Origin of the sequence: Roseococcus microcysteis (assembly GCF_014764365.1) — a bacterium.
Taxonomy (GTDB): Bacteria; Pseudomonadota; Alphaproteobacteria; order Acetobacterales; family Acetobacteraceae; genus Roseococcus; species Roseococcus microcysteis.
In genome coordinates this window covers 981,801-1,001,423 of sequence record NZ_CP061718.1, presented here as the reverse complement: position 1 = coordinate 1,001,423, position 19,623 = coordinate 981,801, and the positions used below count along the sequence as shown (strand labels likewise).

General features: G+C 70.8%; 18 protein-coding genes and 2 tRNA genes. 15 read left to right on the top strand and 5 right to left on the bottom strand.

The features are described from left to right. Position 1: 1 nt before the first annotated feature. The gene (locus ICW72_RS04685; RefSeq protein ID WP_191085162.1) at positions 2-964 is read right to left on the bottom strand and encodes an AI-2E family transporter; all 963 of its coding nucleotides are present in this window, start codon (positions 962-964) and stop codon (positions 2-4) included. A gap of 201 nt (positions 965-1,165) precedes the next feature. On the opposite strand from ICW72_RS04685, the gene ICW72_RS04680 reads away from it, so the two are divergent. Both ICW72_RS04680 and ICW72_RS04675 read left to right on the top strand, forming a co-directional pair. Next, the gene (locus ICW72_RS04680) at positions 1,166-1,780 is read left to right on the top strand and encodes a DedA family protein (protein WP_223880825.1); all 615 of its coding nucleotides are present in this window, start codon (positions 1,166-1,168) and stop codon (positions 1,778-1,780) included. A 66-nt stretch (positions 1,781-1,846) separates the two neighbouring features. After that, positions 1,847-2,845: a serine hydrolase domain-containing protein gene (locus ICW72_RS04675; RefSeq protein WP_191085160.1), complete on the top strand. Its 999-nt coding sequence runs from the start codon at positions 1,847-1,849 to the stop codon at positions 2,843-2,845. 13 nt (positions 2,846-2,858) lie between these two features. Here the strand turns inward: ICW72_RS04675 and ICW72_RS04670 are convergent, their stop codons facing one another. After that, complete coding sequence (locus tag ICW72_RS04670; RefSeq protein WP_191085159.1) at positions 2,859-3,164, bottom strand: hypothetical protein; 306 nt, start codon at positions 3,162-3,164, stop codon at positions 2,859-2,861. 323 nt (positions 3,165-3,487) lie between these two features. On the opposite strand from ICW72_RS04670, the gene ICW72_RS04665 reads away from it, so the two are divergent. From ICW72_RS04665 to ICW72_RS04650, 4 genes are all read left to right on the top strand, one after another. Further along, positions 3,488-4,717 (top strand): ABC transporter substrate-binding protein, encoded by a 1,230-nt coding sequence (locus ICW72_RS04665; RefSeq protein WP_191085158.1) that lies wholly within the window; start codon positions 3,488-3,490, stop codon positions 4,715-4,717. Continuing rightward, a complete protein-coding gene (locus tag ICW72_RS04660; RefSeq protein WP_191085157.1) occupies positions 4,711-5,589 on the top strand; it encodes a carbohydrate ABC transporter permease in 879 nt (292 codons plus the stop codon). The genes ICW72_RS04665 and ICW72_RS04660 overlap by 7 nt, the downstream gene beginning before the upstream one ends. After that, positions 5,586-6,413: a carbohydrate ABC transporter permease gene (locus ICW72_RS04655; protein ID WP_191085156.1), complete on the top strand. Its 828-nt coding sequence runs from the start codon at positions 5,586-5,588 to the stop codon at positions 6,411-6,413. The genes ICW72_RS04660 and ICW72_RS04655 overlap by 4 nt, the downstream gene beginning before the upstream one ends. 107 nt (positions 6,414-6,520) lie before the next feature. Continuing rightward, positions 6,521-7,666: a mechanosensitive ion channel family protein gene (locus ICW72_RS04650; protein WP_223880824.1), complete on the top strand. Its 1,146-nt coding sequence runs from the start codon at positions 6,521-6,523 to the stop codon at positions 7,664-7,666. 10 nt (positions 7,667-7,676) lie between these two features. On the opposite strand, the gene ICW72_RS04645 is transcribed toward ICW72_RS04650, so the two are convergent. Continuing rightward, the gene (locus tag ICW72_RS04645; RefSeq protein WP_191085155.1) at positions 7,677-8,399 is read right to left on the bottom strand and encodes an SDR family oxidoreductase; all 723 of its coding nucleotides are present in this window, start codon (positions 8,397-8,399) and stop codon (positions 7,677-7,679) included. Between the two features lie 97 nt (positions 8,400-8,496). Here ICW72_RS04645 and ICW72_RS04640 point away from each other — a divergent pair, with 97 nt between their 5' ends. After that, positions 8,497-9,390 (top strand): LysR family transcriptional regulator, encoded by an 894-nt coding sequence (locus ICW72_RS04640; protein WP_191085154.1) that lies wholly within the window; start codon positions 8,497-8,499, stop codon positions 9,388-9,390. Positions 9,391-9,452: 62 nt separating this feature from the next. On the opposite strand, the gene ICW72_RS04635 is transcribed toward ICW72_RS04640, so the two are convergent. Both ICW72_RS04635 and ICW72_RS04630 read right to left on the bottom strand, forming a co-directional pair. Beyond that, a tRNA-Asn gene (locus tag ICW72_RS04635) sits at positions 9,453-9,527 on the bottom strand. 95 nt (positions 9,528-9,622) lie between these two features. Continuing rightward, a tRNA-Cys gene (locus ICW72_RS04630) sits at positions 9,623-9,696 on the bottom strand. Positions 9,697-9,847: 151 nt separating this feature from the next. Here ICW72_RS04630 and ICW72_RS04625 point away from each other — a divergent pair. The 8 genes from ICW72_RS04625 (at position 9,848) to ICW72_RS04590 (ending at position 19,619) form a co-directional block, all read left to right on the top strand. Then, a complete protein-coding gene (locus tag ICW72_RS04625) occupies positions 9,848-10,525 on the top strand; it encodes a protein-L-isoaspartate O-methyltransferase family protein (RefSeq protein WP_191086120.1) in 678 nt (225 codons plus the stop codon). Positions 10,526-10,615: 90 nt separating this feature from the next. Beyond that, positions 10,616-12,076 carry a TolC family outer membrane protein gene (locus tag ICW72_RS04620; protein WP_223880822.1) on the top strand — a complete coding sequence of 487 codons (1,461 nt, stop codon included), beginning with the start codon at positions 10,616-10,618 and terminating at the stop codon, positions 12,074-12,076. A 4-nt stretch (positions 12,077-12,080) separates the two neighbouring features. Next, entirely contained in the window at positions 12,081-12,602 is a 522-nt protein-coding gene (locus tag ICW72_RS04615; RefSeq protein WP_223880821.1) for a DUF2497 domain-containing protein, read from the top strand. Positions 12,603-12,686: 84 nt separating this feature from the next. Then, the gene (locus tag ICW72_RS04610) at positions 12,687-15,383 is read left to right on the top strand and encodes a valine--tRNA ligase (RefSeq protein WP_191085153.1); all 2,697 of its coding nucleotides are present in this window, start codon (positions 12,687-12,689) and stop codon (positions 15,381-15,383) included. An 18-nt stretch (positions 15,384-15,401) separates the two neighbouring features. Continuing rightward, on the top strand, positions 15,402-17,120 hold the full coding sequence (ilvD, locus tag ICW72_RS04605) for a dihydroxy-acid dehydratase (protein WP_191085152.1): 1,719 nt from the start codon (positions 15,402-15,404) through the stop codon (positions 17,118-17,120). Positions 17,121-17,268: 148 nt separating this feature from the next. Continuing rightward, complete coding sequence (locus ICW72_RS04600) at positions 17,269-17,988, top strand: TylF/MycF/NovP-related O-methyltransferase (protein WP_191085151.1); 720 nt, start codon at positions 17,269-17,271, stop codon at positions 17,986-17,988. Positions 17,989-17,991: 3 nt separating this feature from the next. Beyond that, positions 17,992-19,080 carry a glycosyltransferase family 2 protein gene (locus ICW72_RS04595; protein ID WP_191085150.1) on the top strand — a complete coding sequence of 363 codons (1,089 nt, stop codon included), beginning with the start codon at positions 17,992-17,994 and terminating at the stop codon, positions 19,078-19,080. After that, the gene (locus ICW72_RS04590; protein WP_191085149.1) at positions 19,077-19,619 is read left to right on the top strand and encodes a class I SAM-dependent methyltransferase; all 543 of its coding nucleotides are present in this window, start codon (positions 19,077-19,079) and stop codon (positions 19,617-19,619) included. The genes ICW72_RS04595 and ICW72_RS04590 overlap by 4 nt, the downstream gene beginning before the upstream one ends. Positions 19,620-19,623: the final 4 nt, after the last annotated feature.

The following is a 19,623-nucleotide window of genomic DNA, read 5'->3' as shown; positions in this document are numbered from 1 at the left end:
GCTAAAGCTCGGGTCGCTGGTCCAGGTAGAGCCGCTGCACCAGGATCATCACCACCACCATCAGCGGCGTGGCCACCAGCACGCCCATGAAGCCGAAGAGCGTGCCGAAGACCAGCACGGCCATGATGGTCAGCAGCGGCGGCAAGGCCACCGCCCAGCGCTGGATCAGCGGCGTGATCACCTCGCCCTCCAGCTGCTGCACGGCGATGCACAGCAGCAGGACATAGAGCGCCTGCATCGCCCCCTGCGAGAAGGCGAAGATGACGGCGATGGCCGTGAACAGTGTGGCGCCGATGAAGGGCACGAAGCCCAGCAGCCCCGCCAGCACGCCGAGCGAGGCCGCCATGGGCACGCCCAGCAGCCATAGCCCCACGCCGCTCAGCACGCCGATCACGGTCATGGACATCACCTGGCCCAGCAGCCAGCCTTGCAGGCCCTCGCCCGCCGCGCGCATCGCATCCGCCACGCGCGGCCGCAGGTCATGCGGCATGAGCGAGACGAAGCCGCGCAGGTAGAAGCCGGGTGTCGCGGCCAGGTAGACGCCCATGAAGCCGATCAGCACCGCGTTCACCACGCCGCCCACGCCGATGCCGACATAGGCCGCGAGGCTGGCCCAGGGCACGGTCGCGGTGGCATCGGCCGGGTCGCCGAGGATTTCACGCAGGCCGATGCCGAGGCCGGAATCCTCGCGCAGCCAGGTGTCGGCGGCGTCCAGCGCCTCGGGCAGGGCGGTGCGGAGTTCGTTCACCTCGCGCACCATCTGCGGGCCCATCAGGGCCACCACGCCAAGCAGCAGCGCCGGTATGCCCAGCACCACCACAGCCAGCGCCAGCCCGCGCGGCAGCCCCGTCAGGCGCGACAATGCGTTCGCCAGGACCGCGCCGGCGGTGGCCAGCAGGATGCCGGCGAAGAGCAGCAGCAGCACATGGGACAGCAGCCATAACAGCGCGAAGGCGCTGGCCACGGCGCCGAACTGGGTGAGGCGGCGCGTGAAATCGTCGAGGCGGGGCAGGGGGTATTCCTTCGCGGTGCGTGGTCCGTCGCTGCAACGCGCTACCTTGGGTGGGCGTTGCCCCGCGGCTTTGACATTCCCGCGACCCATCGCCGCCGTGGAAATGCCACCCGCGCCGCCCATATGCGCGGTCATGACCGAAGGACGCCCCGCTTGATCGAAACCGTCGAAGCCTGGCTCACGGCCCATGGCGGCTGGGCGCCTCTCGTGGTGTTCCTGCTCACCTTCCTTGAATCCTTGCCCGGCGTGAGCCTGCTCGTGCCGGCCACGGCGCTGCTGGTGATGACCGGGGCGCTGCTGGGCGCGGGCACGCTCGACCCCTGGGGGGTGCTGGGCGGCGCCATCGCGGGCGCCATATTGGGCGATGCGGTGGGGTTCTGGCTGTCGCGCTGGCTGGGGCCGCGGGCGGTGCGGCGCATCCTGCCGCGCAGCCAGCGGCGCAACTATGCGCGCGGCCTGCTGCTGTTCCGCCGCTGGGGCTGGGCCGCGGTGTTCTTCGGCCGCTTCCTCGGGCCCATGCGGGCGGTGTCCCCCCTGCTGGCCGGCGTGGCGCGCATGCGGGAGCGGCATTTCCAGTCCGCCAACATTGCCTCGGCCTTCCTCTGGGCGCCGGCCATGCTGCTGCCGGGCTATGCGGCGGCGCGCGGGCTGGAACAGGTGGCGGCCTCCGACCACCCCTTGCTGCTGGGCGCGGCCCTGCTGGCGCTCGGGGGCCTCGCCTGGTGGGGATGGCGGCGCTGGCAGCGGCGCAACCTGCCGGCGGAGTGACCAGCCGCGCGTGACGAAGGGTAACCCCCTGCTGGCCAGGACGGGGCGGCGCGTTATCTGCGAAGCATGACCTTCGCCCTTCCACGTCGCACGCTTCTGGCGGTGCCCGCGCTGATCCTCGCCCGCCCCGGTGCCGCCCAGGAGAATGTCGTCGCCGCGGCGGCTCGGCTGGAACCGCTGCGCGGGCTGATCGTGGCCCGCCAGGGCGAGGCATTGCTGGAACACCGCTTCGCCGGCCCCGCGCTGGACCGGCCGGTGAATGTGAAATCCGTCTCCAAGGCCATCATCGCCGCCCTTGCGGGCGCGGCCATCGCGCGCGGGCTGCTGGAGGGGCCGGACCAGCGCATCGCCCCCATCCTCGCCGACCGGCTGCCGCGCGACGCCGACCCGCGGCTGCAGCGCATCACGCTGGACCACCTGCTCTCGATGCGGGCGGGGCTGGAGCGAACCTCGGGCGTGAACTACGGGCGCTGGGTGACGAGCCCGGACTGGGTGCGCCACGCGCTGGCGCGGCCCTTCGTGGCGGAGCCGGGCGGGCCCATGCTGTATTCGACGGGCAATTCGCATCTGGTTTCGGCGATCCTGACACGCGTCGCGCGCCGCTCCACCCATGCGCTGGCGGAGGAATGGCTGGGCCGGCCGCTCGGCATCGCGATCCCGCCCTGGCCGCTCGACCCGCAGGGCATCTTCTTCGGCGGCAATGACATGCTGCTTTCACCCAGGGCCATGCTGGTCTTTGGCGAGATGATCCGCGCGGGCGGCGTTCACGAGGGCCGGCGCGTGCTGCCCGAGGCCTGGGTGGCCACCTGCTTCGCGCCGCGCACGGCCTCCGCCTTCACAGGGGCCGCGCATGGCTATGCCTGGTTCACCGCGCCCGGCGCCGGGCCGGTGCGGCATTATGCCTGGGGTTTCGGCGGGCAGATGATCCATGTGGTGCCCTCGCTCGGCGCCACGGTGGTGATGACCTCCGACCCCACCCAGCGCTCGGGCGGGGCGCAGGGCCATGCGCGGGCGCTGCATGGCCTGATGGAAGAAGCCATCCTGCCCATGCTGGCACGCGGCTGAGGCGCGGCAGGCCTCACCAGAAGGGAAGCTGATGGCCGTGCCGCAGAAGGGCCGCCAGCAGCGAAGCGGCCCCCGCCGCGGCCAGCGCGAGGTTCCACCCGCGGGCAGGCCACCGCCGCAGGGTCGCGAGGAGTGCCCCGACCGTCCAGCCGCCCGTCAGCGCGACGAGCAGCGTGGCGTAGAGGGGCCCGGACAGATCATACGCGCCGCCGCCGATGCCCGGCGAGCGGGTGCCACCGAAATCGCCCAGCATGCCGAACAGCACGGCCGTCGGTGCGCCCAGGAGGATGATCCAGGCGAGGAATGCCCTGCCGCTCATCGCCGCGGCGCCTTGCCGTCAGCGAAGGTGGATGATGTGAGGCGGCTGCGCGCCCTGGCCCTTGGGCGACATCTCGGCATGGGCTGTCCTTCGGGGCTTTCCGGGACGGCAGGCTAGACGGCAAAGCCCGGCGGGGAAACGCGTCGCCCTCCGTTTGGGGCGGCGAGGGGCGCCGATCGCGCCGCCAGGGACGAGGCGGGCAAACCAGCGGTGGACGCTAAACGCCCAGGCGGAGCCCAAGGTTTCCGGCGTCAACGCATGGGTTGCAGCCCCCTGCCGCATGGCTTTTCCTGCCGGCCCAACCGGCTGGGAAGGAGACCGCCATGCCTCGCCTGGCGCCTGTCATTGCCGCCCTGGCATGGCTTTGCCTCGGCCAACCCGCCGCTGCCCGCCTGGTCATCGCCTGCGGCGCGGTGGGGACGGAGGCCGCGCTGTGCCGCGAGGGCGCCGAGGCCTGGGCCCGCGCGGAGGGGCGTGAGGTCGCGCTGGTCGCCATGCCGGCCGGCAGCACCGAGCGCCTGGCGCTGATCCAGCAGCTCCTCGCCGCGCGGTCGGCGGACATTGATGTCTTCCAGCTCGACATCGTCTGGCCGGGCATCCTGGCGCGGCACCTGCTGGACCTTGGCCCGCACCTTCCGCCGGAGGAGGTGGCGGCGCACCTGCCCGCGCTCATCGCCAACAACACGGTCGGCGGGCGGCTGGTGGCGCTGCCATGGTTCGCCAATGCCGGGCTGCTCTACTACCGCGCGGACCTGCTGGCGCGGCATGGGCGCGGCGTGCCGGAAAGCTGGGAGGCGCTGGAGGCGACGGCGCGGCACATCCAGGCCGCCGAGGGCGGCTGGGGCCTCGTCTTCCAGGGCCGCGCCTATGAGGGGCTGACGGTGAACGCGCTGGAATGGCTGCACGCCGCCGGCGCGGGCCGCATCGTGGAACCTGATGGCCGCGTGAGCATCGCGACGCCGGAGGCCGCCGCCGTGCTGCGCCGCGCGGCCGGCTGGGTCGGCACCATCGCGCCGCGCGGCGTGCTGAACCATGCGGAGGAGGATGCGCGCGGCATCTTCCAATCCGGCCAGGCCGTCTTCATGCGGAACTGGCCCTATGCCTGGCCGCTGCTGGAGGCGGAGGGCAGCGCCGTCGCGGGCCGCGTGGGCGTCGCCCCCCTGCCGGGCGGCGGCGCGGTGCTGGGAGGCGAGCAACTGGGCGTCTCGCGCCATTCGCGCCAGCCCGAGGCGGCCATCAGCCTGGTACGGCACCTGACCAGCGCGGCCGAGCAGCGGCGCCGCGCGCTGGCGGCCGGGGCGCCGCCCACACGTCCCGCGCTGTATGAGGACGCCGAATTGCAGGCCGCCAACCCGGCCTTCGCCTTGCTCGCCGCCGCGCTGGAGGGGGCGGTGGCGCGGCCATCGGCCGTCACGGGCAACCGCTACAACCAGGTCTCGGCCGAGTTCTGGAACGCGGTGCACAACACGCTCTCGGGCCGGCTGGAGGCGGAGGTCGCCCTGGCCCGTCTCGACCGCATCCTGGCGCGGGTGGGGCGCGACGGCCAATGGTGACGCCGCGCACCGCCTGGCTGTTCCTGGCCCCCGCGCTGCTGGTGCTGGCGCTGGTGGCGGGCTGGCCGCTGGGGCGCACCATCTTCTTCTCGCTGACCGATGCGCGGCTGGATGCGCTGGAGGAATGGCGCTTCCTCGGCCTGTCCAACTACGCCTTCCTGCTGACGGACCCCGACTGGTGGGGCGCGGTCTGGGTGACGCTGATCTTCGCCGTGGTGTCGGTGTCCATCGAGACAATGCTGGGCCTCGTCATCGCGCTGACGCTGAACGCGCGGATGCAGGGCAGGGGGCTGGTGCGGGCGGCCATGCTGGTGCCCTGGGCCATTCCCACCGTGGTCTCGGCGCAGATGTGGGCCTGGATGCTGCATGACCAGCACGGCGTGGTGAATGCGGCGCTGCTGGGAATGGGCGTGATCGCGCAGCCGCTGGCCTGGACGGCGGAGCCGGGCCTGGCGCTGGCCGCCGTCATCGCGGTGGATGTGTGGAAGTCCACGCCCTTCATGGCGCTGCTGACGCTGGCCGCGCTGCAACTCGTGCCCAATGAATTGTATGAGGCCGCGAAGGTGGACGGGCTCGGCCCCGTCGGCACCTTCTTCCGCATCACCCTGCCGCTGATCTGGCCCGCGCTGCTGGTGGCCATCCTGTTCCGCACGATGGATGCGCTGCGCGTCTTCGACCTGATGTATGTGCTGACGGGCAACAGCCGCGCCACGGCCTCCATGTCCGTCCATGCGCGGCAATTGCTCGTGGACTTCCAGGATGTGGGCTATGGCTCGGCGGCTGCCACCATGGTGGCGCTGGTGGTGGCGCTGGTGGCTGTGGCGCTGGTGACGCTCGGGCGGCTTCGGCTTTCGCCGGCGGGGCGGGCATGAGGCGCGTGGCGGGCCGGTTGGGCTTCGCGGCGCTGGTCGCGCTGATCCTGTTCTACACGCTGTTCCCCTTCTACTGGGCGGTGGTGTCCTCGCTGAAGTCGGGGGCAGATCTCTTCCTGGTGGAGGCCTGGCCGCGCGCGCCCGCCTGGGGGAACTATGCGGCGGTGTTCCAGGAGCAGCCCTTCGGGCGGAACATCCTGAATTCCGTGTTCGTGGCGGGGACGGTGGTGCTGGTCTCGCTGGCGCTGGCGGCCTCGGCGGCCTTCGCCCTGGCGCGCGTGAGTTTCCGCGGGCGGGGCCTGCTGCTGGGCACGCTGCTCTGCGTCTCCATGTTCCCGCAGGTCGCGGTGCTGTCGGGGCTGTTCGAGCTGATCCGGGCGTTGGGTCTCTACAACAACCTGCTGGGGCTGGTGCTGAGCTACCTCATCTTCACGCTGCCCTTCACCATCTGGGTGCTGACCGCCTTCCTGCGGGAATTGCCGCTGGAACTGGAGGAGGCGGCGGCGATGGATGGCGCCACACCCTTCGTCACGCTGACGCGCATCTTCCTGCCGCTGATGGCGCCCGCCATGGTGACGACCGGCCTGCTCGCCTTCATCGCGGCCTGGAACGAGTTCCTCTTCGCACTCACGCTCACGCTGACGAACGAGATGCGCACCGTGCCCGTCGCCATCGCGATGATCACGGGGTCGAGCCGCTATGAATTGCCCTGGGGGCTTATCATGGCGGCTTCCGTCATCGTGACCGTGCCGCTGGTGCTGCTGGTGCTGGTGTTCCAGCGGCGGCTGGTGGCAGGGCTGACGGCGGGTGCGGTGAAGGGTTGAGACAAGCCCGTGGCGCAACCTTGGACAGGGCTCCGCGCTGATGAGGTGACGCGGGACCTGCTGCGGCCTGTGCCGCGCGCACCGCCGGGGAAGCCAGGAGTATTGCCGTGTTCGACCAGTTCAATGCCGCCGCGCGAAGTGTCGTGCTGATGTTCTCCTGGGCGCCGCCATTGGTTGTCAGTGCCGGCGTGCTGATCGTGGCGGTCCTGGTCGCGCTGGCGCTGCATCGGCTCGTTTTCCGCGGCATGACGCGGCTGGTGCGGGACCGGGACCTGTTCTGGCGTTCCATCGTGGCGCGGACGCGGGGCCTCACGCGGCTCGCCATCATCATGTTCTGCCTGTCCATCGCCGCCGGCATCGCGCCGCTCACCCGCGTCGAGACCAGCATGGTGCGCCATTTGCTGCTGATCTGTTTCATCTTCCTGGTGGGCTGGGTCGCGCGCACGGCCATCCACATCTGGTCCACCCTCTATCTGCGCCGCTTCAAGCTGGACGCGGAGGACAACCTGCTCGCCCGCAAGCACACCACCCAGCTCAGCATCCTGAAGCGGGTGGCGACGCTGCTGGTGCTGGTGCTGACCTTCGCGGCCGCGCTGATGACCTTCGACGGCGTGCGGCAATATGGCGTGAGCCTGCTGGCCTCGGCCGGTGCCGCGGGCATCGTGGTGGGCTTCGCCCTGCAGCCGCTGCTGCGGAACCTGGTGGCGGGCATCCAGCTCGCCATCACCCAGCCCATCCGCATCGATGACGCGGTGATCGTGGAGAATGAGTGGGGCAATGTGGAGGAAATCTCCTCCACCTATGTCGTGGTGCGGCTGTGGGACTGGCGCCGGATGGTGCTGCCGCTGACCTATTTCATCGAGACGCCCTTCCAGAACTGGACGCGCGAGAGCTCCTCCCTGCTCGGCACCGTGATCATCCATGTGGACTACACGGCGCCGGTCTCCGCCATGCGCCGCAAGCTGGAGGAGATCGCGGCGGCGTCGGCCCTGTGGGACCGCCGCGTGGCCGGGCTGCAGGTGCTGGAATTGCGGCAGGACACGATGGAAATCCGCATGCTGGTGAGTGCCACCAGCGCCGGCCGCGCCTTCGACCTGCGCTGCGAGGTGCGGGAGAAGCTCATCGCGTGGCTGCAGGCGGAGTATCCGGGCGCCCTGCCGCGTCGCCGCACCGAGATCGCGAGCCTGCCGGAGGGCGCGGCCTGGCTGCCCGATGCGGCGCCGAAGCCGCGCGCGACCGTGGAGGGGAATTGAGGCGCGGGCCTCAATTCGCGGAGGCGGTGGGCCGGATGGTGATCTCGGTCGTGTCCACATTCGCTGGCGCCTCGATCACCTGGCGCACGGCGCGGGCGATGTCGGCCGGCTGCAGGGCCGTGGCACGGTAGCTTTCCATTATCGCCAGGGTCTCGGCGTGGGTGATGCTGGAGGCCAGTTCGCTCTCGACCACGCCAGGATTGACGCAGGTGACGCGGATGTTCCGGCTTTCCTGCCGCAACCCGTCGGAAATGGCGCGGACGGCGAACTTGGTGGCGCAATAGACCGCCGCCGTCGGCACCACCTGCAAGGCCCCGATCGAGGCGATGTTGATGACATGGCCGCTGCCCTGCGCCTCCATGACCGGCAGGACGGCGCCGATGCCCCACAGCACGCCCTTGATGTTGACGTCCACCATCCGCTCCCACTCATCCTGCTGGACGGCCGCGAGGGGCGAGAGCGGCATCACGCCCGCATTGTTGATCTGCACGTCCACGCGGCCCCATTTCTCCACCGCCGCCTGCACGAAGGCGGCCATGGAAGGGCGGGAGGTGACATCCAGTCGCTGCGCCTCGGCGGTGCCGCCCGCGGCACGAAGCTGCGTGGCGATGGCCTCGATGCGGTCCAGCCGGCGCGCGCCCAGCAGCACCTTGGCACCCGCGCCCGCCAATTCCCGAGCCAGGCCTTCGCCGATGCCGCTGGAGGCGCCCGTGATGACGATGATCTTGTCCATGTCCATCTCCTTGAACGGTGTGTGGGAACAGATGGACCCGGCGGATTGGTGCTGGTATCCGCCTTTCGCTGGACTGGGTGGTTAGTGACGCTGGACAATGACGACCGACCTCAACCTCCTGCCGCTGTTCCTGGCCGTGGGGCAGGAACGCAGTTTCCGCGCCGCCGCGGACCGGCTGGGCGTGACGCGCTCCGCCGTGAGCCAGGCGATCCGGCGGCTGGAGGATGGGCTCGGCATCGCGCTGGTGATGCGGACCACGCGTTCCGTCCATCTGACGGAGGCGGGGGAACGCCTGCACGCCGCCCTCTCGCGCCCGTTGGGCGAGGTGGCGCAAGCCCTGGAGGATGTGGCGGCGCAGGACGCGCCGCATGGCCTGCTGCGGATCGCGGTCACCTCCATCGCGCAGCGTTTTCTCTCGGGGCCGCTCATCGCCTCCTTCGCGGCCGCCCATCCGGGCGTCACCCTCGACGTGACGGTGACGGATGAGGAATTCGATATCGTCGCCACGGGCCATGACGCCGGCGTCCGGCTGGGCGAGGTGATCGCGCAGGACATGATCGCCATCCCCATCACCGGCGAGCAGCGCGAGATGGCGGTCGCAAGCCCGGCCTACCTGGCGGCGCATGGCGCGCCCGCGCATCCGCGCGAGCTGGTGCGTCACCGCTGCATCGGCTGGCGCCCCGCGCCCCATCTGCCGCCCTATCGCTGGGAATTCGCGGAGGGTGGCGTTCCCTTCGACGTGGCGGTCGAGCCGCAGGTCACCACCAATGATCTGACGCTGATGCTGCGTACCGCACTGGCGGGGGGCGGGATCACCTTCGCGCCGGAGGATGTCTTCCGGCCCTATATCGACGCGGGGGAATTGGTGCCGCTGCTGGGCGACTTCCTGCCGCCCTTCCCGGGCTTCTTCCTGTATTTCCCGCAGCGTCACCACATGGCGCCCAAGCTGCGGGCGCTGATCGAGCACGTGCGACGGGCTGGTGTCGCATGAGGGGGCGCGCGGCGCGGCTGTGGGGCGGTTTCAGGCAAGCCGCGATGGGAGAGCTGGCATGATGGCTCCGGCGGTAGGATTCGAACCTACGACCAACGGATTAACAGTCCGCTGCGCTACCGCTGCGCCACGCCGGATCATGCGGTGGCGGGCTGATACCAGAGGCCGCCCGGTCCCGCAACACACCCCCCTGCCTTCATGTGCGGAAAGCGACGAGGAGGATGGGGTGCGCTGGAGGTCCGGGGCGGAATTGAACCGCCGTAGAGGGTTTTGCAGACCCTTGCCTGACCACTCGGCCACCGGACCCCATGCGGGCGCTGTATCGAATGCCCGGCGCCCGGGGTCAAGCGTCCCGGCTTTCCGCGCCGCGCCCAGGCCCGTATAAGCGCCCCCGGAAAGGCAGGATGTGACGATGAACGCGCAGACCCAGGCGGAACAGGCAGGGCTTCCCGCAGGCATGGAGGCGCGTCCGCACGACCACGCGGCGGCGCGCCGGCTGATGGTGCTGGGGCAGATCACCCCCAATGGCGTGATTGACCCGCTGCTGATCGAGGCCCTGCGCGAGGTCCCGCGCGAGGCCTTCCTGCCCCCCGCGCTCGCCGTGCGCGCCTATGCCGACGAACACCTGGCGCTGGGCGGCGGACGCGTAATGCTCTCGCCCATGGTCCTGGCACGCATGATCCAGCTGACCATGCCCCAGCCCGGCGAGCGCGCCCTCGTGCTCGGGGCCGGCGTGGGCTATGGCGCGGCCGTGCTGGCGCGGATGGGGTTGTCCGTCACGGCCATCGAATCCGACGCCCGGCTGGGTGACGCGGCGCGGCGCGGCTTCGCGGCCGCGGGCCTCGCCCAGGCGCCGGAATGGATCGAGGGCGCCCCCGCCGCGGGGATGCCCGGCGGCGCCCCCTGGCGCCTCATCCTGATCGAGGGCGCGGTGGCAGCACTGCCCGAGGCGCTGACCCACCAGCTGGGCGAGGGCGGGCGGCTGGCCCTGCTGCGGGCCGGCGAGGCGGGCGGCCCCGTGGCCCGTGGCGTGCTGATCCGCCGTGCCGGCGGGGGCTTGAGCGAAAGCTGGGCCTTCGAGACCGCCTCCCACCCCCTGCCGGATTTCGCCGCCCCGCCGCGCTTCAGCTTCTGAAAAAGCGGTCATGTTTCCCTGCCCCGACTGACGGTTGGGGCAGATTCGTCAGAGTGGCGCGGCGTTTCGCGCCGGTTTAGTGTGCGGGGCATGTCCGACCGCACGCTCCGCCCCCTTCCGGCGCACCCTGCCGCACGCCCACAGCACTCCCTGGCCCGCGCCGCACGCCCGCGAATCGGCTGGGCGATCGCCGGGCTGGCCATGGCCGGGGCATGGCTGATCGCCACCCCTGCTTCCGCGCAGACCCTGCAGGAGGCGCTGGCGCGCGCCTACAGCAACAACCCCACCCTGCTCGCCGCCCGCGCCCAGCTGCGCGCCGTGGACGAGAACGTGCCCCAGGCCCTGGCCGGCTGGCGGCCGACCGTGGTGCTGAGTGGCTCGGTCGGCACCGCGCAGACCCGGGTGGACCAGCAGGGCCGCTCCACCACCGTGGAACGCTCCCCCACCGCGCTGACCGCGACCGTCACCCAGCCTCTCTACCGCGGCGGGCGGACCGTGGCGCAGACGCGCCAGGCCGAGAACGCGGTGCTGGCCCAGCGCGCCCGCCTGCTGGCCACCGAGCAGCAGGTGCTGGGCGAGGCGGTGAACGCCTATATCTCCGTGATCCAGCAGGCGGAGCTGGTGCGGCTGAACGTGAACAATGAGCAGGTGCTCTCCCGCCAGCTCCAGGCCACCAATGAGCGTTTCCGGGTGGGCGAGATCACCCGCACCGACGTGGCCCAGGCCGAAAGCCGGCTGGCCGGCGCGCGGACCAGCCGCACCCAGGCCGAGGGCAACCTCCAGGTGGCGCGCGCCACCTTCCAGCGGGTGGTGGGCGAGGCGCCGGGTCGCCTCGTGAACCCGCAGCCGCTGCGCGTGCCCGTGACCAGCGCGGCCGAGGCCCAGGCGCTGGCCGCCACCAACAACCCGACCGTGGTGGCCGCGCTCTTCGCCGCCGCCGGCGCGCGCGACAACATTGACGTGCAGATGTCCACCCTGATGCCCACCCTCTCCGCCTCGGCCCAGGCCTTCCGGCAGGAGAACCAGCAGACGGCGGGCAACACCACCACGGGCGGCCAGGCCACGCTGAACCTCTCGGTGCCCATCTTCCAGGGCGGGGCCGAGCACGCGCTGGTGCGCCAGGCGCGCCAGACCGCCCAGCAGAGCCTGCAACAGGTGGACGAGGCGCGGCGCCTGGTGGCGCAGCAGGCCGCCTCCAACTGGGAAAGCCTGCGCAGCGCCCGCGCCACGGTGGAGAGCGTCCGCTCCCAGATCCGCGCGGCCGAGATCGCGCTGGACGGCGTGCAGCGCGAGGCCATCGTGGGCAGCCGCACCACCCTCGATGTGCTGAACGCCGAGCAGGAATTGCTGAACGCGCGCACCAACCTTGTTAACGCGCTGGCCACGGTCATCAACGCATCCTACGCGCTGGCCGGGTCCATCGGCCGCCTGACGGCGCAGGATCTGGGGCTGCCGGTGGAGCAATATGACATGACGGCCTATTACAACGCCGTGCGGAACCGCTGGGTGGGCCTCGGGGATTACTCCATCCCCGCCGCCGCGCGGCGCTGACGACATGGCCGCCACACCTCCGTCGGGCTCCGGCGCGGACCCCTCGATGGACGACATCCTCGCCTCGATCCGCAAGATCCTGAACGAGGATGAGGCCCAGCCGGCGGCGGCCACCGCCCCGGCCGCGGTGGAGGCCGGGGAGGAGGCGCTCGACCTTACGCCCGACATGATGATCGCGCCGCCTGAGGTTGCGCCGCCGCCCGCCCCGCCCCAGCTCCTGCAGATGGAGCCAGCGCCCCCGCCCATGCCGCCACCGCCCGCCCCCCTGCCGGAGCCGCCTGCCGCACCCATGCTGGTCTCTGCGCCCGCGGCGGCCGCGGCGGCGGCGGCGTTGGGCCAGCTTTCCCGCGCGGTGGCGCAGGATCGCGCGGCCATCATCTCCCGCGCGCCTGGCCTCTCCATCGAGGATGTGGTGCGCGAGGAATTGCGGCCCCTGCTGAAGGAATGGCTGGACACCCATCTGCCACCCCTGGTGGAACGCCTGGTGCGCGCCGAGATCGAGCGCGTGATGTCCCGCGCCGGCTGAGGCGCGGCGCCATCCGCGCCGTTCAGCCCAGACAGGCCGCGCGCACCCCTTGACGCGCGCGCCCGCGCGGTGGACCTCTGGTCCATGCTCGACAAGGCCTTCGACCCAGCCACGCTGGAAGCCCGACTCTACGCCGCCTCGGAAGCCTCCGGCGCCTTCCATGCCGATCCGTCGCGCGCGGCCGCGCCCTACACCATCGTCATCCCGCCGCCCAACGTCACGGGCAGCCTCCATATCGGCCATGCGCTGAACAACACCCTGCAGGACGTGCTGGTGCGCTTCCGCCGCATGCAGGGGCGCGACGCGCTGTGGATGCCCGGCACCGACCATGCGGGCATCGCCACCCAGATGGTGGTGGAGCGCCTGCTGGCCACGGAGGGGAAGAAGCGCCAGGAGATGGGGCGCGAAGCCTTCCTGGAGCGCGTCTGGCAATGGAAGGGCGAGAGCGGCGGCACCATCACCCGCCAGCTGCGCCGCCTGGGTGCTTCGCTCGACTGGGAGCGTGAGCGCTTCACCATGGATGAGGGGCTTTCGGCCGCCGTGCTGGAGGTCTTCGTCCGCCTGCACAAGGAAGGGCTGATCTACCGCGACACGCGGCTGGTGAACTGGGACCCGGTGTTCCAATCCGCCATCAGCGACCTCGAGGTGGAAAGCCGCGAGGTGAAGGGCAACCTCTGGACGCTGCGCTATCCTGTGGAGGGGCAGCCCGGCCGCTTCATCCGCGTGGCCACCACCCGCCCCGAGACCATGCTGGGCGATACCGCGGTGGCCGTGCACCCGGAAGATTTGCGCTTCGCGGACCTCGTGGGCAAGTTCGCCATCCTGCCGCTGACCGGCCGGCGCATTCCCATCGTCGCCGACACCTATTCGGACCCGGAGAAGGGCACCGGGGCAGTGAAGATCACGCCCGCGCACGACTTCAACGACTATGAGGTGGGCCGACGCCACGACCTGCCCATGCCCTCGGTGCTGGACGCCGAGGCGCGGGTGATGCTGGGCGAGATCGAGGCCGAGCTTGCCGCCGTGGAGGGCGTGGCCGACCCGGGCTTCGTGCGGTCGCTGGCGGGCATGGACCGCTTCGCCGCCCGCAAGGCCATCCTGGCGGAACTGGAACGCCTGGAATTGCTGGAGGCCACCGAGCCGCACACCCATCAGGTGCCGCATGGCGACCGCTCGGGCGTGCCCATCGAGCCGCGGCTGACGCTGCAATGGTATTGCGACGCGGCCACGCTGGCGAAGCCCGCCATCGCGGCGGTGGAGGATGGCCGCACGCAATTCGTGCCGCGGCAATACGAGAACCTCTTCTTCGCCTGGATGCGCGACATCCAGCCCTGGTGCGTCTCGCGCCAGCTCTGGTGGGGGCATCGCATCCCGGCCTGGTATGGGCCGGATGGGCAGGTCTTCGTGGAGCGCAGCGAGGCCGAGGCGCTCTCCGCCGCCGCCGCGCATTACGGCCACGCCGTGGAACTGACGCGCGACCCGGACGTGCTGGACACTTGGTTCAGCAGCGCGCTCTGGCCCTTCTCGACGCTGGGCTGGCCTGAGCAGACGGCTGAACTCAGGAAGCACTACCCGACCGACGTGCTGGTGACAGGCTTCGACATCATCTTCTTCTGGGTCGCCCGGATGATGATGATGGGGCTGCACTTCATGGAGGGCGAGGTGCCCTTCAAGCATGTCGTCATCCATGGCCTGGTGCGCGACGCGCGCGGCCAGAAGATGAGCAAGTCCAAGGGCAATGTGCTGGACCCGCTGGAGCTGATCGACCAGCACGGCGCCGATGCGGTGCGCTTCACGCTGTGTGCGCTGGCCTCGCCCGGGCGCGACGTGAAGCTCGACCCGCAGCGGCTGGAGGGCTACCGCGCCTTCGCCACCAAGCTGTGGAATGCGGCGCGCTTCCTGGAGATGAACGGCGTGCGGGTGGATGCCTCCTGGCGGCCCGAGGGCGCCCAGGGCGTGCTGGCGCGCTGGCTGCTGGCCAAGGCCGATGACGCCGCGCGCGATGCGACGGCGGCGCTGGAGGCCTTCCGCTTCGACGACTACGCCAGCACGCTCTACGGCTTCACCTGGAACACCTATTGCGACTGGTTCATCGAGTTCGCGAAGCCCGTGCTGAACGGCCCCGATGGGCCTGAGAAGGACGAGGTGCGGGGTGTCGCGCAATATGTGCTGGGGCAGGTGCTGCGGCTGCTGCACCCGGTGATGCCCTTCATCACGGCGGAGCTGTTCGAGAAGCTGGGCTATGGCGAGGCCGTGGCGCTGACCACCGCTGCCTATCCGAAGGCCGAAGGGCAGGGGGCGGCGAGCGCCGAGGTGGACCTCGCCATCGCCGCCATCACCGCCATCCGCTCCGCGCGCTCGGCGCTGAACGTGCCGGCCGCGGCGGTGCTGCCGCTGCGCGTGGGGCAGGGGAGTGCCGCGGCACTCCAGGCGCTGCGCGACTTCGCCCCGCAGATCATGCGCCTGGCGCGCGTGGAGGCGCCGCAATTCGTGGCCGACGCCGCCGAGGGCGCGGGGCCGGGGGCGAGTGCCGTGGCGGTTGACGTGCCGCTCTTCCTGCCGCTTTCGGGCGTGGTGGATCTGGCCGCCGAAGCCAAGCGCCTCGCCAAGGATCGCGCGAAGGCCGAGGCCGAGCGCGCCAAGCTCGAAGCCAAGCTCGCCAACCCGGGCTTCCGCGCCAAGGCCGAGGAGGCCGTCATCGCCGAGACCGAGCAACGGCTCACCGACGCCGCCGCCGAGGTCGCGCGCCTCGACGCCGCGCTCACCCGTATTTCCAGCTGACCATCGAGGAAACAGCCAATGACCACCTGGGACAAATCCCGCCTGCCCAGCCGCCATGTCAGCGTGGGCCCCGAGCGCGCGCCGCATCGCAGCTACTACTACGCGATGGGCATGACGAAGGAGCAGATCGCCTCGCCGCTGGTCGGCGTGGCCACCTGCTGGAACGAGGCCGCGCCCTGCAACATCGCGCTGAACCGCCAGGCGCAGGCCGCCAAGCGCGGTGTGAGTGACGCCGGCGCCGCGCCGCGCGAATTCACCACCATCACGGTGACCGATGGTATCGCCATGGGCCACCAGGGCATGAAGTCCTCGCTGGTGTCGCGCGACGTGATCGCGGACAGCATCGAGCTGACCATGCGCGGCCATTGCTATGACGCGCTGGTGGGGCTGGCGGGCTGCGACAAGTCGCTGCCGGGTGTCATGATGGCGATGGTGCGGCTGAACGTGCCCAGCGTCTTCATGTATGGCGGCTCCATCCGCCCCGGCCAGCACAAGGGCCGCGACGTGACCGTGCTCGACGTCTTCGAGGCGGTGGGCACCCATGCCGGCGGCAACATGTCCGACGAGGAGCTGGAGGAGCTGGAGCAGCATGCCTGCCCCGGCGCCGGCGCCTGCGGCGGCCAGTTCACCGCCAACACCATGGCCTGCATCAGCGAGGTGATCGGCCTCGCCATTCCCTTCTCCGCCGGGGCGCCGGCGCCGGACACGGAGCGGGACGAATACGCCTACAAGTCGGGCCGCGCGGTGGTGGACCTGATCCGCAGCCAGCTTCGCCCGCGCGACATCGTGACCCGCAAGGCGCTGGAGAATGCGGCGCGCATCGTGGGGGCCACGGGCGGCTCCACCAATGCGGCCCTGCACCTGCCCGCCATCGCGCATGAGGCCGGCATCGACTTCCCGCTGGAGGAAGTCGCGCGGCTGATGCGCGACACGCCGCACATCGCGGACCTCAAGCCCGGCGGCAAGTATGTGGCGCAGGACGTGCACCGCATCGGCGGCGTGCCCGTCATCATCAAGGCGCTGCTGGAGGGCGGGCTGCTGCATGGCGACTGCATCACCGCCACCGGCAAGACGCTGGAGGAGAACCACAAGGACGTGGTCTTCCCCACCAACCAGGATGTGGTGCGGCCCGTCTCCAACCCGATCAGCCAGATCGGCGGCGTGGTGAGCCTCTTTGGCAACCTGGCCCCGGACGGCGCCATCGTGAAGATCGCGGGCATGCAGAAGCTGCGCTTCGAAGGCACGGCGCTCTGCTTCGACTGCGAGGAGGATGCCTTCGCCGCCGTCGAGGCGCGCGCCTACAAGCCGGGCGACGTCATCGTCATCCGCTACGAAGGCCCCAAGGGCGGCCCGGGCATGCGCGAGATGCTGTCCACCACCAGCGCCATCTATGGCCAGGGCATGGGCGACAAGGTGGCGCTGATCACCGATGGCCGTTTCTCGGGCGCCACGCGCGGCTTCTGCATCGGCCATGTGGGGCCGGAGGCCGCGGTGGGCGGGCCCATCGGCCTGCTGAAGAATGGCGACAAGATCATCCTGGACGCCCAGGCCGGCACCATCGAGGTGGCGCTCTCCGACGAGGAGCTGGCCAAGCGCCGCGCCGAGTGGAAGCCGCGCGGCCACAACTACAATTCGGGCGTGCTGTGGAAGTATGCGCAGACGGTCGGCCCGGCGCGCTACGGCGCCGTGACCCAGCCGGGGGCGAAGGCCGAGACGCACACCTACGCGGATATCTGAATTTTCCGCCTGACGCGGGTTTGGCGTCAGGCTTTCGTTAACCAGCACGGGCGCAAGTTCCGGTCTCAGGACATGGAGCTTGCGCCCGATGTGTTCCGACCTGGCAGAAAACCTGCCATCGCCCACCGAGACGCCTCCGCCGTCGCGGATGCCGAAGTTCACCCATGTGGCGGACCGCTTCGCCATCTGGGGGCTGAACGTGCCCTATGCGCGGGACGAGGCCTTCAAGGCCGCCTTCCGGGCCTCGGCCGTGCCGCTCATTCCCCTCATCCAGCACAAGACCCCCGAGGTGCTCCGCATCGAGTGGAAGGCCTATGTCTGCTGCTGGGCCGCGCGCCAGGCCCTGCTGATCGAGGGTGACTTCGTCGAGTGCGGGGTGAATTACGGCCTGCTGTCGCGGACCATGGCGGCCTATATCGACCTTGCCTCCCAGCCGGACCGCACGCTCTGGCTCTATGACACCTTCCGGGGCATCCCGACGGAGCAGATGAGCGCGCGCGAGGCCAAGGGCCTCGGCACCTGGCATAACAGGAACAACTACACGGACGACGTGCTGCCCATCGCGCGGCACCGCTTCGCGCCCTTCCCCAATGCGCGGCTGGTGCCCGGCATGGTGCCAGACACGTTGCACGAAGCCGCGCCCGCGCGCGTGGCCTGGCTGCACATCGACATGAACATCACCCTGCCCGAGATCGCGGCGGCGGAGTTCTTCTGGGACAGGCTCTCGCCCGGCGGCGTCATCATCCTGGATGACTACGCCTATGCCGGCCATGAGGAGCAGATGCTGGCCTTCCAGGACTTCGCGGCCGCGCGCGGCGCGCTGGTCCTGCCGCTGCCCACGGGGCAGGGGCTGATCGTGAAGGTCTGAGACATGTCCGAGCACGTGCTGGACGTGAACCTGATCTACCACAACGCGGAGGCGACGCTGGACGGCGCCATCGCCTCGGTGGTGGGGCAGAGCTGGCCGCATTGGCGGCTGACGCTGCTCGATGACGGTTCCACCGATGGCGGGCCGGCCATCGCGGCCTTCTGGGCCGCGCGGGATGGGCGCATCGCGCTGAAGCGCCACCGCGCGAACCAGGGCATCGTGGGCGCCTATCGCCGCGCCTTCACCCATGGCGACGCCGATTTCGTGATGCCGAAAAGCGCCGATGACCTGATCGCGCCCGACTTCATGGCGAAGCTGATGGCGGTGCTGCAGGCGGATCGCGACGTGGCCATGTGCCATGCCGGGGCGCTGAACATTGACGAGGCCGGCACGGTGCTGGGCGAGGTGCCGGCGCATACCCGCCTCGACACGCCCGATGGCGGGCCGTTGCAGCGCGCCATGCATGTCATGTCGCGCTACGCCTATTCGCCGAGCTTCTGGGGGATCTATCGCCGCGAGGCCCTGGACCTCGCCAGCCAGCCCATGGCCTGTGGCGGCTGGGACCATGCCTTCCTGGCCGAGATCGCGCTCTACGGCCACATACGCCATGTCCCGGAGCCGCTCTTCCTGCGGCGTGGCGGCCCCGCGCCGCTGTGGCGTCTGGCGCGCAATGCCGGCATGGCCTGGGCGCGCGTGCGTTCCGAACGCGATGTCTTCGCCGATGTCGGGCCGCTGGCGCCCAACGCCTCCTGCGCCTGGGCGCATGTGGAGACCTTCAGCCTGGCCCGCCTGAGCGCGCCCGAGCGTGCGGGGCTGATCGAGGCGGCGCGCGACATCCTGCGCGCCCGCTGGTCGGCCTCATTCGTGCGCGAGGCGGCGCAGGTCACGGCCCGGCTGCCAGGGGTGCTGTCCCAGGCGCGCGAGGTGGCGCGTGGCGGCGCGACCGGCGCGGCCACGCGGCTGCGCGTCGAGGCGATGCGGCTGGTGGAGGCCCTTCTCTGGGTGCTCGAACCCGGTCGGGAGGCCGAGGCGCTGGCCGCCACCTGGCGCGCGCAGACCGGGCTCGCGGTGGGGCCGGAGGTGGCGGCATGACGCGGCTTCATATCGGCTGTGGCCCCAAGGTGCTGGAGGGCTGGGTCAACATTGACAGCGTGGCGCGCGCACCCGGCGTTCGGACAGATGTGGACGTGCTGGCCATGCCCTTCGGCGATGCCAGCGTGGAGCACATCCTGGCCGAGCATGTCTTCGAGCATTTCGCCTTCGCGGAGGAGGAACGCCTCTGGCGCGAATGCGCCCGCGTGTTGCGTCCGGGCGGGCTGCTGGAAATCGAGGTGCCGGATTTCGAATGGGTCTGCCAGGCCTTCCTGGCCGGCGAGGACCGCTTCCGCGCCTTCTACCAGACGGGCGCGCTCGACCATTACTTCGGCTCTGGCCGCGACACGGGGCAGCGCTGGGGCATCGTGCAGACGATGTTCTTCGGCAATCAGAACGGCGCCGGCCAGTTCCACAAATCGGCCTACACCCAGGGCAAGATTCGCGACGTGGCCGCGCTCGCGGGCTTCGCGCAGGTCCGCCAGCACACCCTTCACAACAAGGGCGGCCAGGCCATCCGCGCCCTCATCACCCGCTAGGAGC